Here is a 15,342-nt window from a genome sequence, read left to right on the forward strand (position 1 = left end):
TGCCTCTTCGGGGGTCTGGCCTAGCATCCGAGCATGACGGTCCTGCCTGACGACGGGCTCTCGCTGGCCGCCGAGTTCCCTGACGCGAACCTTGAACAGTGGCACGGCCTGGTGGCTGGTGTCCTGCGCAAGTCGGGCAGGGATGTCTCCGGCGCGGCAGCGGAGGACGCCCTGTCCACCGCGCTGGAGGACGGGTTGCGCACCCGGCCCCTGTACACCGCGCACGACACCGCACCCGAGCCCGGCTTCCCCGGCTTCGCCCCCTTCGTACGGGGTGCACGGCCCGAGGGGAACACCTCGGGCGGCTGGGACGTACGGCAGCGGCACGCGGTCGCCGACAACAGCGCGGTGCTCGCGGACCTGGAGAACGGCGTCACCTCGCTGTGGCTCGCCGTCGGCGACGGGGGCATTCCGGTCGCGTCGCTGGGCCAGGTCCTCGACGGCGTCTATCTGGACCTCGCGCCGGTCGCCCTCGACGCGGGCCGCCAATTCGCCGAAGCTGCCGAGGAGTTGCTGCGGCTCTACGGCGAGCGCGGCATTCCGGGCGAGTCCGCGCGCGGCAGCCTGGGTGCCGACCCGCTGGGTCACGAGGCCCGTACCGGCGAGGAGTTGGGCTTCGCCCCGGTCGTCCCGCTGGCGCGCAGGTGCGCCGAGGAGTACCCGGGGCTGCGGGCGCTGACCGTGGACGCGCTGCCGTACCACGAGGCGGGCGGTTCGGCGGCGCAGGAGCTGGGCGCGTCGATCGCCACCGGTGTCGCCTATCTGCGGGCGCTGACCGAGGCCGGGCTGAGTGCCGAACAGGCCTGCGCGCAGTTGGAGTTCCGGTACGCGGCGACGGCCGACCAGTTCCTGACCATCGCCAAGCTGCGCGCGGCACGCCGGCTGTGGGCGCGGGTCGCCGAGGTGTGCGGGGTGCCCGCCGCGGGCGCGCAGGCGCAGCACGCCGTGGTGTCGCCGGTGATGATGACCCGCCGGGACCCGTGGGTGAACATGCTGCGCGCGACGATCGCCACGCTGGCCGCGGGGGTCGGCGGCGCCGAGTCCGTCACCGTGCTGCCCTTCGACCACGCGCTGGGCCTGCCGGACGCGTTCGCCCGCCGTATCGCCCGCAACACCTCGACGATCCTGGTCGAGGAGTCGCACCTGTCCCGGGTGATCGACCCGGCGGGCGGTTCCTGGTACGTGGAGCGGCTGACCGACGAACTCGCCGAGTCCGCCTGGGCGTTCTTCCGGACGATCGAGCGCGACGGCGGCCAGGCGGCCGTCCTGCGCTCCGGCCGGCTCCGCACGGACCTGGCGACGACGTGGGCGCAGCGCTCCAAGCGGCTCGCGACCCGCCGCGAACCCATCACCGGTGTCAGCGAGTTCCCGTTCCTGTCGGAGAAACCGGTCGAGCGGGTGCCCGCCCCTGAGCAGCCGTCCGGGGGTCTCCCGCGCGTCCGGCGCGACGAGGCGTTCGAGGAGCTGCGCGCCCGCTCCGACGCCCATCTCGCGGCGACCGGGGCCCGCCCCCGGGTCTTCCTGGCCGCGCTGGGCCCCGCCGCCGCCCACACCGCCCGGCTGACCTTCGCCGCCAACCTCTTCCAGGCCGGCGGGGTCGAGCCCGTCACCGAGGGCACCTTCGAGGAGAGCGGCGCCACCGAGGCCTGTCTGTGCTCCAGCGACGCGCTGTACGAGGAGCAGGCCGAGAAGACCTCGCAGGCCCTCAAGTCGGCGGGCGCACGGCATGTGTTCCTCGCCGGACGCCCGGGGCAGTACTCCGGCGTGGACTCCTATGTCTTCGCGGGCTGCGACGCCGTAGCCGTGCTCACCGCCACCCTCGACCGCATGGGAGTGTCCTGATGGGAATCCCCGACTTCACCGGGATCGACCTGGGGACCCCGGCCGCCGACGGCGGCGCCGACGAGTGGCGTACGGCCGTCAAGAACGCCACGCAGGAGGCCGAGCCCGTCTGGGAGACCCCGGAGGGCATCGAGGTCAAGCCGCTCTACACCGGCCGTGACCTGGAGGGCCTGGACTTCCTGGAGACGTACCCCGGTGTGGCGCCGTATCTGCGCGGGCCGTACCCGACGATGTACGTCAACCAGCCCTGGACGATCCGCCAGTACGCGGGTTTCTCCACCGCCGAGGAGTCCAACGCCTTCTACCGGCGCAACCTCGCGGCCGGGCAGAAGGGCCTGTCGGTCGCCTTCGACCTGCCCACGCACCGCGGTTACGACAGCGACCACCCCCGGGTGACCGGTGACGTCGGCATGGCGGGCGTGGCGATCGACTCGATCTACGACATGCGGCAGCTGTTCGACGGGATCCCCCTCGACAGGATGTCCGTGTCGATGACGATGAACGGCGCCGTGCTGCCGGTACTGGCGCTGTACATCGTGGCGGCGGAGGAACAGGGCGTGCCGCCCGAGAAGTTGGCCGGGACCATCCAGAACGACATCCTCAAGGAGTTCATGGTCCGCAACACCTACATCTACCCGCCGAAGCCGTCGATGCGGATCATCTCCGACATCTTCGCGTTCACCTCGCAGCGGATGCCGCGCTACAACTCCATCTCCATCTCCGGCTATCACATCCAGGAGGCGGGCGCGACGGCCGACCTGGAGCTGGCGTACACCCTGGCGGACGGTGTCGAGTACATCCGCGCGGGACGTGAAGTCGGCCTGGACGTGGACGCGTTCGCACCCCGGCTGTCGTTCTTCTGGGCGATCGGCATGAACTTCTTCATGGAGATCGCCAAGCTGCGGGCGGCGCGCCTGCTGTGGGCGAAGCTGGTCAGGCAGTTCGACCCGAAGAACCCCAAGTCCCTTTCGCTGCGCACCCATTCGCAGACCTCGGGCTGGTCGTTGACCGCGCAGGACGTGTTCAACAACGTCACCCGCACCTGTGTCGAGGCGATGGCGGCGACCCAGGGCCACACCCAGTCGCTGCACACCAACGCCCTCGACGAGGCACTGGCGCTGCCCACCGACTTCTCGGCGCGCATCGCCCGCAACACCCAGCTGCTGATCCAGCAGGAGTCCGGCACCACCCGGGTCATCGACCCGTGGGGCGGCAGCGCCTACGTGGAGAAGCTGACCTACGACCTCGCCCGCAAGGCCTGGCAGCACATCCAGGAGGTGGAGGCGGCGGGCGGCATGGCGAAGGCGATCGACGCCGGCATCCCCAAGCTGCGCATCGAGGAGGCGGCGGCCCGCACCCAGGCCCGGATCGACTCCGGCCGCCAGCCCGTCATCGGCGTCAACAAGTACCGCGTCGAGACCGACGAGGCGATCGAGGTCCTGAAGGTCGACAACTCCTCCGTGCGCGCCCAGCAGATCGAGAAGCTGCGGCGGCTGCGCGCGGAGCGGGACGAGACCGCCTGCCGGGACGCCCTCGACGCGCTGACCCGGGCCGCGGACGGCGAGGGCAACCTGCTGGAGCTGGCCGTGCACGCGGCCCGCGCGAAGGCCACCGTCGGCGAGATCTCCGACGCCCTGGAGAAGGTCTACGGCCGGCACGCGAGCCAGATCCGTACGATCTCCGGCGTGTACCGCAACGAAGCAGGGGAGTCGCCGTCCGTGGACCGCACCCGCGCCCTGGTGGACACCTTCGAGGAGGCCGAGGGCCGGCGGCCGCGCATCCTGGTGGCGAAGATGGGCCAGGACGGGCACGACCGCGGCCAGAAGGTGATCGCCACCGCCTTCGCCGACCTCGGCTTCGACGTCGACGTCGGCCCGCTGTTCCAGACCCCGGGCGAGGTGGCCCGGCAGGCCGTGGAGGCGGACGTGCACATCGTCGGCGTCTCGTCGCTCGCGGCCGGGCACCTCACCCTCGTACCGGCGCTGAAGGAGGCGCTGGCCGAGGAGGGCCGGGAGGACATCATGATCGTGGTCGGCGGGGTGATCCCGCCGCAGGACGTGCCCACACTGCTGGAGATGGGCGCGGCGGCCGTCTTCCCGCCCGGGACGGTGATCCCGGACGCGGCGTACGACCTCGTCCAGCGGCTCTCGGCCGACCTCGGGCACGAGCTGTGATCGATGTCGACACCTATGTGAAGGGCGTCCTCGACGGCAAGCGCGCGCTGATCGCCCGCGCGATCACGCTCGTCGAGTCCACCCGGCCCCAGCACCGGGTGCTGGCGCAGGAGTTGCTCACCGCGCTGCTCCCGCACAGCGGCCGGGCCCGGCGGATCGGCGTCAGTGGTGTGCCGGGCGTGGGCAAGTCGACGTTCATCGACGCGTTCGGCACGATGCTGACCTCGCTGGGGCACCGGGTGGCCGTGCTCGCCGTGGACCCGTCCTCCAGCCGTACGGGCGGCTCCATCCTCGGCGACAAGACCCGGATGGAGCGCCTGGCCGTCGACCCGGCCGCCTTCGTACGGCCCTCCCCCACCGCGGGCACGCTCGGCGGGGTCGCGAAGGCCACCCGGGAGTCGATCGTGGTGATGGAGGCGGCGGGCTACGACGTCGTCCTCGTCGAGACGGTCGGCGTCGGGCAGTCGGAGACCGCCGTCGCCAACATGGTGGACTCCTTCCTGCTGCTCACGCTGGCCCGCACCGGCGACCAGTTGCAGGGCATCAAGAAGGGCGTCCTGGAGCTGGCCGACGTGATCGCCGTGAACAAGGCGGACGGCCCGCACCAGCGTGACGCGCAGGCGGCGGCACGGGAGTTGGCGGGTGCGCTGCGTCTGATGCACGGCAAGGACGCGGCCTGGACGCCCCCGGTGCTGAGTTGCAGCGCCCGGGAGTCGACGGGCCTGGACACCGTGTGGGAACGCCTCGAACAGCACCGCACCCTGCTCGACTCCACGGGCCGGCTCGCCGCCAAGCGCCGCGACCAGCAGGTGGACTGGACCTGGTCGATGGTCCGCGACGAACTCCTCGGCCGGCTGCACGCCGACCCGGCCGTCCGCGCCCTCGCACCCGACCTCGAACAGCAGGTCAGGAACGGCGAGTTGACGGCGACGCTGGCCGCCGAACGCATCCTGGGGGCGTTCGGCACGACCTCGGACTGACCCCGGGGCGGCTCGTAGCTCCGTACGACGGCTCGCTGCGCCGTACGGACGACGCGCACCCCCAGCCCCCCTGCGCGCCGGCCCCGGTCATGCGGCTCCGGCGTCGGCACCCAGGGCCGGTCCGCCGGCTCGCTCTCCCGGCTCGGCGAACGGCGTCGACGGGGTCTCCCGCACCCTGGCGACCGCCCGCGCCATCTGCTGCCGTACGTCCTCCGGGACCGGTTCCCCGTGGACCGCGCCCATCAGGCTCTCCGCGAGGTGGTGCAGCTTGGTGTTGGTGTTCTGGGAGACGGTGACGAGCACCGTCCACGCGTCCTCGGAGCTCAGCCCGAAGGAGGCCATCACGATGCCGCGGGCCACGTCGATGGACGGCCGGGTCCGCATCGCCCGGCGCAGCTGGGTGACCTCGAGACGCAACTCCTCGTCCACGTCCACGTCTGACTCCGGGGCGGCGGGCACGGGGTCCGGAGCCTCGGGACGGCTCTCCGCCCCCTCCACCCTCTCCGCCCTGAACAGTTCCCGCGCGCCGGTCAGGTCGAGCAGACGCCCGAGGGCCGGGCCGCACGAGGCGATGGTGACCGTCTTGCCCTGGTCCAGGGCCTCCTGGCGCAGGTCCAGCAGGACGTTCAGCCCGGCGCAGTCGCAGAAACCCACGCCCGCCAGGTCCAGGTCCACCCCCATGGACGAGGTCGCCAGAAGGTCGTACAGCTGCGGCTGGAGCCGTTCGGCGCCGACGTCCAGCTCGCCGCGGCAGACGACGGTCACCCGGTCGCCGGCCGTCACCGCCTCGATGGAGGCCAGACACGGGGGACGGACGTCCGTCGCGGTGAGGGGCTGCGCCGAGTGCGCAGGTTCCGGCATGACCCTCTCCCTCATGTGCTCCGCTGCCTTGCTCACCAGATTCGCTGCGTCGACCCACATACGTCAACTAATACATGAAATTTAGTTCAGGTTTTTGGATGCGTGAATAACAGGTCGCTAGAGTTGAGCCATGCATGGAGTGCCCGAGCCACACACCGGATGGACGTTCGTCACCAACCACGCGCGCGTACTGGCCGCGATCGCCGACAACCACAACGCCCGCATCCGCGACATCGCCGCGTACTGCCGGCTCACCGAACGTGCCGTACAGAAGATCATTTCCGATCTGGAGCAGGACGGATACCTCTCGCACGTCCGAGAGGGCCGCACCAACACCTACCGCATCGAGGCGGGCCAGGTGCTGCGCCATCCCGCCGAGGCGGGCCTGACCGTGGCCTCCCTGCTCTCCCTGCTCGTCCAGGACGAGGCGACCCGCTCCACCGCCCCCGAGGCCCGGTGAGGTTCCAGAAACGGCGCGTTCATGACAGCCCGGCGCCGGTGTTAACAGCCGCTACGTAACGTGACCGGCCGTGGGACCGGAGCCGTGCACCCAACCGCCAACAGCCCTGCCAGCCCGCTCATGACGGCCCTCGGGCTCCCCCGTGCCGCCGATGACGCCGAACGGGTCCCCACGCATCCCCACCCCCCGCACACCCCATCGGGAGGCGTGACATGAGCACCACTGAATCACGGTCGGCAACGGCAGAACCCACGACAGTCGCAGACCAGGCGGTCAGGGAGACCCTGGAGGACTACACCCTCCGCTTCGCGCCCCGCAGCTACCGCCGCTGGACCCCCATGGTCGTGGCCACCACCGCCCTCGGCGGCATCGCCTACATGGCCGACTTCTCCATCGGCGCCGGCATCGGCCTGGCCCACGGCACCGGCAACGCGCTCGTGGCGATCGCGGTCGCCGCCGTGGTCATCTTCGTCACCGGTCTCCCCCTCGCCTACTACGGCGCCCGCTACAACATCGACCTCGACCTGATCACCCGCGGCTCCGGCTTCGGCTACTACGGCTCGGTGCTGACGAGCGTCATCTTCGCCAGCTTCACCTTCATCTTCTTCGCCCTCGAAGGCTCGATCATGGCCCAGGGGCTGAAGCTCGGCCTCGGGCTGCCGCTGTGGCTCGGCTATCTCGTCTCCACGCTGATGGTGATCCCGCTGGTCATCTACGGCATGAAGGCGCTCAGCAAGCTCCAGGTGTGGACGACTCCGATCTGGCTGCTGCTGATGGTCGGCCCGCTGGTCTATCTGATCGTCACCGACCCCGGCACCGTCGACCGCTTCCTCGCCTACGCCGGCACGGACGGCGACGGCGGCGTCAACACGGCCTCCGTGCTGCTCGGCGCGGGCGTGTGCCTGTCCCTCATCGCGCAGATCGGTGAGCAGATCGACTACCTGCGCTTCATGCCGCCCAAGACCGAGGCGAACAAGCGCACCTGGTGGACGGCCGTCCTCATGGCGGGTCCCGGCTGGGTGGTGCTCGGCGCGCTGAAGCAGGCCATCGGTGTCTTCCTCGCCGTGTACATCCTCGCCAAGGTCGGCCCCGACGTCGCTCCCGAACCGATCCAGCAGTTCAAGGGCGCCTTCGACGCGATGATGCCGTCCTGGCTGGTCCTCCCGCTGGCCGTGGCCCTCGTCGTGATCAGCCAGATCAAGATCAACGTGACGAACGCCTACTCCGGCTCGCTCGCCTGGACGAACTCCTTCACCCGGGTCACCAGGACCTATCCCGGACGCATGGTCTTCGTCCTGGTCAACCTGGGCTTCGCGCTCGCCCTCATGGAAGCGGACATGTTCAGCTTCCTCAACGACATCCTGGGCTTCTACTCGAACTGCGCGATCGCCTGGGTCGTCACCGTCGCCACCGACATCGGCATCAACAAGTACCTGCTGAAGCTCTCCCCGCTCCAGCCGGAGTTCCGCCGCGGCATGCTCCACGCCGTCAACCCGGTGGGCGTGGTCGCCTTCGTCGCCGCGTCCGGCCTGTCGATCGCGATGTACTTCCACGCCCTGGGCGACACCCTCCAGCCGTACTCCCCGGTCGCCGCCGCCGTCATCGCCTTCGTCCTCACCCCGCTGATGGCGATCGTCACCAAGGGCAGGTACTACCTGCGCCGCACCGGCGACGGCATCGACGAGCCCCTGCTGGACGCCAACGGCAACCCGAGCGCGGTCACCCTCGACTGCCATGTCTGCCGCCAGCCCTACGAGCGCCCCGACCTGGCCGCCTGCGCCACCCACGACGCCGTGGTGTGCTCGCTGTGCCTCAGCACGGACAAGGCGGGCGACCACGTCCTGCCGGCGACAGCTTGACGGTCTGCGGCAGAGGTCAGGTCACGCCATACCCGTGAGCGCAGGCGCCCCGAACCACCGGGCAAGGTGCTCCGGCAGCTCACCCTGGTCCTCGCCCACCCACGCCACATGGCCGTCCGGCCGCAGCAGCACCGCGGGCGCGTCCAGTTCGGCACCGGGGTCGACGACGTGGTCGACCCGGTCCGACCAGCCCGCCGGTGAGAGCCGGCCGGTCCGGTCGAGCAGCAGTCCGCGGCCGCCGTGCATCCGTTCGTACAGGCGGCCGCGCTCCAGCGCGAGATCCCGCAGGCGCCGGCCGAGCGGCTCGGGGCCCGGGCCGAGGTCGTAGCGGATCCCGACTCCCGTGATCCTCTCGACCAGGTACCGGTTCACGTCCTCGAACTCCGTGAGCCGCGCCAGCAGCCTGCCCACCGACCGCGGTCCGGGCTCCGGGGACATCAGCAGGGACTGGGCGCGGACCATGTCCAGGACGTCGGCGGCGACCGGGTGCCGCTCGGCGTGGTAGCTGTCCAGCAGTCCCGCGGGAGCCCGGCCGGCCACCTCCGCGGCCAGTTTCCAGCCGAGGTTGAAGGCGTCCTGGATGCCGAGGTTGAGGCCCTGGCCGCCCACCGGCGCGTGGACGTGCGCCGCGTCTCCCGCCAGCAGCACCCGGCCCACCCGATACCGGTCGGCCTGCCGTGCCGCGTCGCCGAAGCGGGACAGCCAGCGCGGCGAGTGGACGCCGAAGTCGGTGCCGGCGACCGCCCGGAGCCGTCGCCTGAAGTCGTCGAGGGTCGGCGTGACCGTCCGGTCCCCGCTCACCTCCCCGGCGGGCACCACGACCCGGTACACGCCGTCCCCGACGGGTCCGAGGCCGAACCACTTCTCCCGCTCGCGGATCTCGGTCATCACGGCGGTCACCGTCTGCGGATCGGCGTCGACCTCCATCTCGCCCAACAGCGCCTCCCGCGTGGCCGGTTCACCGGGGAAGCCGACCCCGAGCAGTTTGCGCACGGTGCTGCGGCCGCCGTCGCAGCCGACGAGGTACCGCCCCCGCAGCCGGGTGCCGTCGGCCAGTTCGGCGTCCACGCCGCGCTCGTCCTGGCTCAGCCCGACCAGTTCGGCGCCCCGCCTGATCTCGGCACCGGCCGCCACGGCGTGTTCGGCCAGGAGGCGGTCGGTCACGGTCTGCGGGATGGCGAGCGTGTAGGCGTGCGCGGTGTCCAGCCGGGCGGGCCAGCCCCTGGTGACGCCCGCGAAGAAGTTGCCCGCCCGGGACTGCTTGCCGTGTGCGAGGAACCGCTCCAGCAGGCCCCGCTGGTCCAGCACCTCGACACTGCGCACGTGCAGGCCGAGCGCGCGGATGTACGGGAAGGGCTCCCGCTCCTTCTCCAGCACGGCCACCCGCACGCCGTGCAACCGCAGTTCGGCGGCGAGCATCAGCCCGGTGGGCCCGCCTCCGGCAATGATCACGTCGAACACCGATTCCCCCGTTTCTCAGCGATGTGCGTTCTTCTCCTGCGTGACCGCTCGGGCCCGGGTCACACCCCCTGCGGCTGGAGATAGCGCGCCAGCAGGTCGTCCAGCGTGACCATGCCCGTGAGGGTGCCGGAGTCGTCCCGTACGACGGCCAGGGACGCGCGGTTGCGGCGCAGCAGGTCGATCGCGTCGGCCACCTTGGTGTCCTCGGTCAGTTCCGGGACCGGCCGGGCCAGGGCCCGGGCGGTGGCGGTGCGGCCCTGGGCGCGGGCGACCAGGGCGTCCCGGGCGTGCAGGGAACCGAGGACCCGGTCGTCCTCGCGGACCAGCATGCGCGTGCGGTCGTGGTCGGCGGCCGTGCGCAGGACGGTGTCGAGGTCGGCGGTGCCGGGCACCGAGGTGATGTCCGCTGCCGGGATCCGGAGCTCGCCGACCGGGGTCTCGGGCTCGGTGAGCGAGCGGGTGAGCAGCTCCGAGTCGCTCTCGCTGATGAGTCCGAGCCGCTCCGACTCCTCGACCAGATGGGTGAGTTGCTCACGGTTGTGCACCGCGGCGAGCTCGTCGCGCGGGGTGACCCGGCACAGCCGTACCAGTGCGTTGCTCAGGGTGTTGAGCACCGAGATCAGCGGTCGGACCGCCTTGACGAGGGCCCGGAAGGGCGGCGAGAGCAGCATCGCGGAGCGCTCGGGGTGGGCGATGGCCCAGGACTTGGGGGCCATCTCGCCGACCACCATGTGCAGGAACACCACGACGACCATGGCGAACACGAAGGCCACCCCGTAGCTCAGAGCCGTGGGCAGACCCAGGTCGTGCAGCAGCGGGTCGAGTTCGTGGGAGATCGCGGGCTTGGAGACCGAACCGAGGCCCAGGGTGCACACGGTGATGCCGAGTTGGGCGCCGGCCAGCATCAGGGACAGCTCGCGCATCCCTGCCAGTGCCGCCTTCGCACCCCGTCGGCCCTCGACCACGGCCTTCTCCATGCGGTGCCGCTTGGCGGCGACCAACGCGAACTCGGCGGCGACGAAGAACCCGCTGCCGATCAGCAGCAGGACGGTGACGAAGAGCGCCATGGGGAAACTCATGCCTCACCCGTCCTGACGAGGAGTGCCGTCGTGGAGCTCATGCCTCACCGGTCCTGACGAAGAGTGCCGTCGGGAAGTTCATGCCTCGCCCACCCTCTCGATGCGGACCCGCTCCGGCACATGCCGGTCCAGGGCGCGTACGTCGATCACCGCGCGGGCTCCGTCGAGCAGGTCGACGGTGACCCGGTCACCGATGGCCGGGAAACGGCCCAGGCGGTCGACGACCAGCCCGGCGACGGTGTCGTAGTCCTCGTCCCCGGGCAGCTCGATCCCGGTGGCGTCGGCGATCTCGTCGAGGCGGCGGCCCGCGTCGACCAGCCAGCCCCCGCCGTCGGGCACCGCGGGTTCGGTGACGGTGTCGGTCTCGTCCGCGATGTCGCCGACGAGTTCCTCCGCGATGTCCTCGTAGGTGACGATGCCGGCGACGCCGCCGTGTTCGTCGAGGACGACCGCGAACTCGTCGTCCCGCTCCCGCATCTGCGCGACCGCCTCCGGCAACGGCAGCGTGTCGGGCAGCAGGAGGGGCTTGCGGGCCAGGGAGCCCGCGGTGGCCCGGGCGAAGTCGGCGGCCGGCAGGCGCATCAGCTCGCGCACGCCGAGGACGCCGGGGACGTCGTCGGGGTGGTCACCGAGGACCGGGTAGGTGGAGTGGCCGCGCTCGGCGATCAGGCCGACCGCCTCGGCGGCGGTGGCGTCCCCGCGGACGAAGACGGTGTCGACGCGCGGCACCATCACCTCGTCGAGGGTGCGCTCGGAGAACTCCAGGGCGTGGTCGAGGAGTTCCGCGGTGTCCCGGGGCAGCTCGCCCTGCTCGTGGGACTCGCCGATGAGGTGGCCGAGCTCCTCCAGGGTGGCGCCGTGGTGGAGTTCCTCGACGGGTTCGATGCCGGCCCGGCGGAGCAGGCGGTTGGCGGCGCCGTCGAAGACGTGCACCAGCGGGCCGACGACCTTGAGGTAGCCGAGCGTGGAGGGCGCGAGGGCCTTGGCGAGCCGCTCGGGGACGGCGATGGCGAGGTTCTTCGGGGCGAGTTCACCGAGGACCATCTGGACGACGGTGGCGAGCACGAAGGCCAGCACGACGGAGATGCCGCCGACGGCGCCCTCGGGGATGCCCATGCCGGTCAGGACGGGCTTGAGCAGCGCCGAGACCGACGGTTCGGCGATGAAGCCGACGACGAGTCCGGTGACGGTGATGCCCAGCTGGGCACCGGACAGCATGAACGACAGCCGCTCCAGCACCGTCAGCGCGCGGGCGGCCCTGCGGTCGCCGGCCTCCGCCTGGCGGGAGAGGGCGAGCCGGTCCGCGGAGACGTACGCGAACTCCTGCGCGACGAAGTAGCCGGTGCCGGCGGTCAGCAGGAAGACGGCGAGCAGGCCGAGGAGGGCACTGGCGGTACTCAACGGCGGGTCGATCGCGTCGGGCGGGAGTCCGTCGGTGGGGCGGACACGGGCTTGCTCCTTCAGTAGGGGGTGCGTCGGAGGAACGACCGGGACGAAAGCGGCGTTCCCAGGTCTACCAGCCGGGCGGGGGGACCGCCCGGCGATCGGACGGCGTCACACGGCGGCCGGCGCCGGGCCGACCAGCTCGGACAGGACGTCCTCCATGGTCACGAACCCGAGGACGGCCCCCGTCTGTCCCGTCACCGCCGCGAGATGGCTGCCGTCGGCGCGCAGCGCGGTGAGGGTGTCGTCGAGCGGGGTGTCGATGCGGACCCGGGTGACCGGGTGCAGGGCGGAGCGCGGGAAGGGCCGGTCGCGGTCGGTGACGCCGAGGGTGTCCTTGATGTGCAGATAGCCCAGCAGGGTGCCGTCCGGGCCGGTGACCGGGAAGCGGGAGTACCCCGCGTCGGCGGCCATGCGCTCCAGGCGGGCCGGGGTGACCGAGGCGTCGACGGTGCGCATCTTGGGGACCGGGACGAGGATCTCGCCGACCGGGCGGGTGCCGAGCTCCAGCGCGTCCCGCAGCCGTTCGCCGTCGGTCGGCGAGAGCAGCCCGGCCTCGCCGGACTCGACGACCATGCGGGCGAGCTGGTCGTCGGTGAACACCGACTCGACCTCGTCCTTCGGTTCGACGCGCAGCAGCTTCAGCAGGGCGTTGGCGAAGGTGTTGATGCCGAACACGAAGGGCCTGAGCGCCCGGGTGAGGGCCACCAGGGGCGGTCCGAGGAGCAACGCGGTCGGCACGGGGGCGGCGAGGGCGATGTTCTTGGGGACCATCTCGCCGATCAGCATGTGCAGATAGGTGGCCAGCGACAGCGCGATCACGAAGGCGATCGGGTGCACCAGTCCGTGCGGGACGTGGGCGGCCTCGAAGCCGGGCTCCAGCAGGTGCGCGATGGCCGGTTCGGCGACCGCGCCCAGCACCAGCGAGGAGACGGTGATGCCCAGCTGGGCGGTGGCCATCATCGCGGAGAGGTGTTCGAGGCCCCACAGGGTCATCCGGGCCCGCTTGTCGCCGTCACGCGCGCGTGGCTCGATCTGGCTGCGGCGCACGGAGATCAGGGCGAACTCGCCGCCCACGAAGAACGCGTTGGTCAGCAGGGTGAGGGCGCCGACGAGCAGTTGGACGGTGGTCATCGGGACTCCTCCCCCGCCGTGACCGGCACCCGCGCGGGTGCGGTGATGCGGATCAGGCCGGCGCGGTGGTGGTCGACGTCGAGGACCTCCAGACGCCAGCCGTCCAGGTCGAGGTCGTCGCCCTTGGCGGGGATGCGGGCGAGGCGGGTGGCGACCAGTCCGGCCACGGTCTCGTACGGCCCCTCGGGCGCCGTGAGGCCTATCCCGGCGAGCCGGTCGACGCGGACGGAGCCCTCCGCCTCCCAGGCCCCGGTGCCGGCGGGCCGCAGGTCGGGCATCTCGACGGGGTCGTGTTCGTCGCGGACCTCGCCTACGACCTCCTCGACGATGTCCTCGACGGTCGCCACTCCGGCGGTGCCGCCGTACTCGTCGATGACGACGGCCATGGTGCGGGTGGCCCGCAGCCGCTGAAGGAGCCGGTCGGCGGTGAGGCTGTCCGGGACCAGCAGGGGCGCGGTGGCCAGCTCGGTGACCGGGGTGACGGCTCGCTTGCCGGGCTCCAGGGCGAGCACGTCGCGGATGTGGACGGTGCCGATCACCTCGTCCAGGCTGTCGCGGTAGACCGGGAAGCGGGACAGGCCGGTGGCGTGGGTGAGGTTCGCCGCGTCGGCGGCGGTCGCGTGGGCTTCGAGGGCCTTGACGTCGACGCGCGGGGTCATGACGTTCTCGGCGGTCAGCTCGCCCAGGTGCAGGGTGCGCACGAACAGTTCGGCGGAGTCGGCCTCCAGGGCACCCTCGGCGGCGGAGTGCTCGGCGAGCGCGACCAGTTCCTCGGGGCTGCGGGCGGAGGCCAGCTCCTCGGCGGGCTCCAGGCCGAAGCGTCGTACGACGGCGTTGGCGGTGTTGTTGAGGTGCCGGATGAAGGGGCCGAAGACCGTGGTGAAGGCGCTCTGCGGCCCGGCGACCACCTTGGCGACGGCCAGCGGGCGGGAGATGGCCCAGTTCTTGGGCACCAGCTCGCCGACCACCATCAGCACCACGGTCGACAGGGCCACGCCCAGCGCGGTCGCCACCGGTGCGGTGGCCCCACCCAGGCCGAGGCCGGCGAGCGGGCCCCTGAGCAGCACGGCCAGGGAGGGTTCGGCGAGCATGCCGATCACCAGAGAGGTGACGGTGATGCCGAGCTGGGCGCCGGAGAGCTGGAAGGTCAGCCGCCGGACCGCCTTCAGGGCGCCCTCGGCGCCGCGTTCACCGGCTTCGGCGGCCCGCTCCAGGTCACCGCGCTCGACGGTGGTCAGGGAGAACTCGGCGGCGACGAACACGGCACAGGCCAGCGTCAGCAGGAGGGCCAGCAGGAGCAGCAGGATCTCGGTCACCGGGCCTCATGCCTCCCCTGGTACGGGTGGGACGCGGCTCGGCTGGTACTGGGAGGCTCACCCATTGCGGGTCCGTGGCTCCTTCGGGTCGGGACGTCGTTCACCCAATGGTAAAGGACAGGCAAAGCGCCTTGGCAGGGGGAGACCGGGAATTTTTCTACGCACTTGTAGAAGGTGAGGTCTCAGGTCCACGGCAAGCGGGAAGGAAGGCAGACCATGACGGTGCTGCCGCGCACGTCACGGGCGGTCCATGGTAGGGACACCCGGTGGGGGGCGCGGGGTACGCTGCCGGTCCGGCGGGCGTCTCGTCCGGCGTCGGTGTCCACCTCTGACGGAGGCCTTCCCCATGTTCGGACTGAGCGAGCTCGCGATCATCCTGATCGTCGTCATAGCGGTCATCGCCGTCAAGAAGGGCCCCGAGCTGGTCCGTTCGGCGGGCAGGTCGACGCGGATCCTGAAGGCGGAGGCCCGCGCGGCGCGGGATCCGCAGCCGGCGCCGCAGGTGATCCAGGGCGAGGTCGTCGAGCCCGGCAGCCCGACGGGACCGCGACCGCAGGGGCCCGACACCGCCTGATCAATGGCTGCCGTACGGCACCGGGGGCGCGGACCTTCCGCCGACGAGGCAGCCGTACGGCGACGGGAGTACCGACCTTCGGCCGACCCGGCTGCCGGGCGGAGCCGGCAGTGCCGATCTTTCACCGACCCGGCTGCCAGGCGGGCCCCGGATGGCTCA

At 71.6% G+C, this 15,342-nt stretch carries 12 protein-coding genes; 6 read left to right on the plus strand and 6 right to left on the minus strand.

Features of this window, described 5'->3' with window-relative positions; translation table 11 throughout:
* The first annotated feature begins 33 nt into the window (after positions 1-33).
* From IF54_RS0101105 to meaB, 3 genes are read left to right on the plus strand one after another with little or no spacing between them, the layout of a single operon-like run.
* The gene (locus IF54_RS0101105; protein ID WP_030313445.1) at positions 34-1,842 is read left to right on the plus strand and encodes a methylmalonyl-CoA mutase subunit beta; all 1,809 of its coding nucleotides are present in this window, start codon (positions 34-36) and stop codon (positions 1,840-1,842) included.
* A complete protein-coding gene (scpA, locus tag IF54_RS0101110) occupies positions 1,842-4,016 on the plus strand; it encodes a methylmalonyl-CoA mutase (RefSeq protein ID WP_030313447.1) in 2,175 nt (724 codons plus the stop codon). The genes IF54_RS0101105 and scpA overlap by 1 nt, the downstream gene beginning before the upstream one ends.
* Positions 4,013-4,996, plus strand: a complete 984-nt coding sequence (gene meaB, locus IF54_RS0101115; RefSeq protein WP_030313448.1) for a methylmalonyl Co-A mutase-associated GTPase MeaB — start codon at positions 4,013-4,015, stop codon at positions 4,994-4,996. Before scpA ends, meaB begins: the two co-directional genes overlap by 4 nt.
* An 87-nt stretch (positions 4,997-5,083) precedes the next feature.
* On the opposite strand, the gene IF54_RS0101120 is transcribed toward meaB, so the two are convergent.
* A complete protein-coding gene (locus tag IF54_RS0101120; protein ID WP_234438890.1) occupies positions 5,084-5,857 on the minus strand; it encodes an ANTAR domain-containing protein in 774 nt (257 codons plus the stop codon).
* Positions 5,858-5,987: 130 nt separating this feature from the next.
* Here IF54_RS0101120 and IF54_RS0101125 point away from each other — a divergent pair, with 130 nt between their 5' ends.
* Positions 5,988-6,317 (plus strand): helix-turn-helix transcriptional regulator, encoded by a 330-nt coding sequence (locus IF54_RS0101125; protein WP_030313450.1) that lies wholly within the window; start codon positions 5,988-5,990, stop codon positions 6,315-6,317.
* A 212-nt stretch (positions 6,318-6,529) separates the two neighbouring features.
* Positions 6,530-8,176 carry a purine-cytosine permease family protein gene (locus IF54_RS0101130; protein ID WP_030313451.1) on the plus strand — a complete coding sequence of 549 codons (1,647 nt, stop codon included), beginning with the start codon at positions 6,530-6,532 and terminating at the stop codon, positions 8,174-8,176.
* Between the two features lie 21 nt (positions 8,177-8,197).
* Here the strand turns inward: IF54_RS0101130 and rox are convergent, their stop codons facing one another.
* The 5 genes from rox to IF54_RS0101155 all read right to left on the minus strand — a co-directional run bounded on the left by rox (position 8,198) and on the right by IF54_RS0101155 (position 14,609).
* The gene (gene rox, locus IF54_RS0101135) at positions 8,198-9,637 is read right to left on the minus strand and encodes a rifampin monooxygenase (protein WP_030313453.1); all 1,440 of its coding nucleotides are present in this window, start codon (positions 9,635-9,637) and stop codon (positions 8,198-8,200) included.
* A 59-nt stretch (positions 9,638-9,696) separates the two neighbouring features.
* A complete protein-coding gene (locus tag IF54_RS0101140; protein ID WP_030313454.1) occupies positions 9,697-10,716 on the minus strand; it encodes a hemolysin family protein in 1,020 nt (339 codons plus the stop codon).
* Between the two features lie 78 nt (positions 10,717-10,794).
* Entirely contained in the window at positions 10,795-12,117 is a 1,323-nt protein-coding gene (locus tag IF54_RS0101145) for a hemolysin family protein (protein ID WP_030313456.1), read from the minus strand.
* A 153-nt stretch (positions 12,118-12,270) separates the two neighbouring features.
* On the minus strand, positions 12,271-13,293 hold the full coding sequence (locus IF54_RS0101150; RefSeq protein WP_030313457.1) for a hemolysin family protein: 1,023 nt from the start codon (positions 13,291-13,293) through the stop codon (positions 12,271-12,273).
* On the minus strand, positions 13,290-14,609 hold the full coding sequence (locus IF54_RS0101155; RefSeq protein WP_030313459.1) for a hemolysin family protein: 1,320 nt from the start codon (positions 14,607-14,609) through the stop codon (positions 13,290-13,292). The genes IF54_RS0101150 and IF54_RS0101155 overlap by 4 nt, the downstream gene beginning before the upstream one ends.
* Positions 14,610-14,955: 346 nt before the next feature.
* On the opposite strand from IF54_RS0101155, the gene IF54_RS0101160 reads away from it, so the two are divergent.
* Positions 14,956-15,183, plus strand: a complete 228-nt coding sequence (locus IF54_RS0101160; protein WP_030313461.1) for a twin-arginine translocase TatA/TatE family subunit — start codon at positions 14,956-14,958, stop codon at positions 15,181-15,183.
* The last annotated feature ends 159 nt before the right edge of the window (positions 15,184-15,342 follow it).

It is taken from the genome of Streptomyces sp. NRRL B-3229, assembly GCF_000719505.1.
In the GTDB taxonomy this organism is placed as follows: domain Bacteria; phylum Actinomycetota; class Actinomycetes; order Streptomycetales; family Streptomycetaceae; genus Streptomyces; species Streptomyces griseorubiginosus.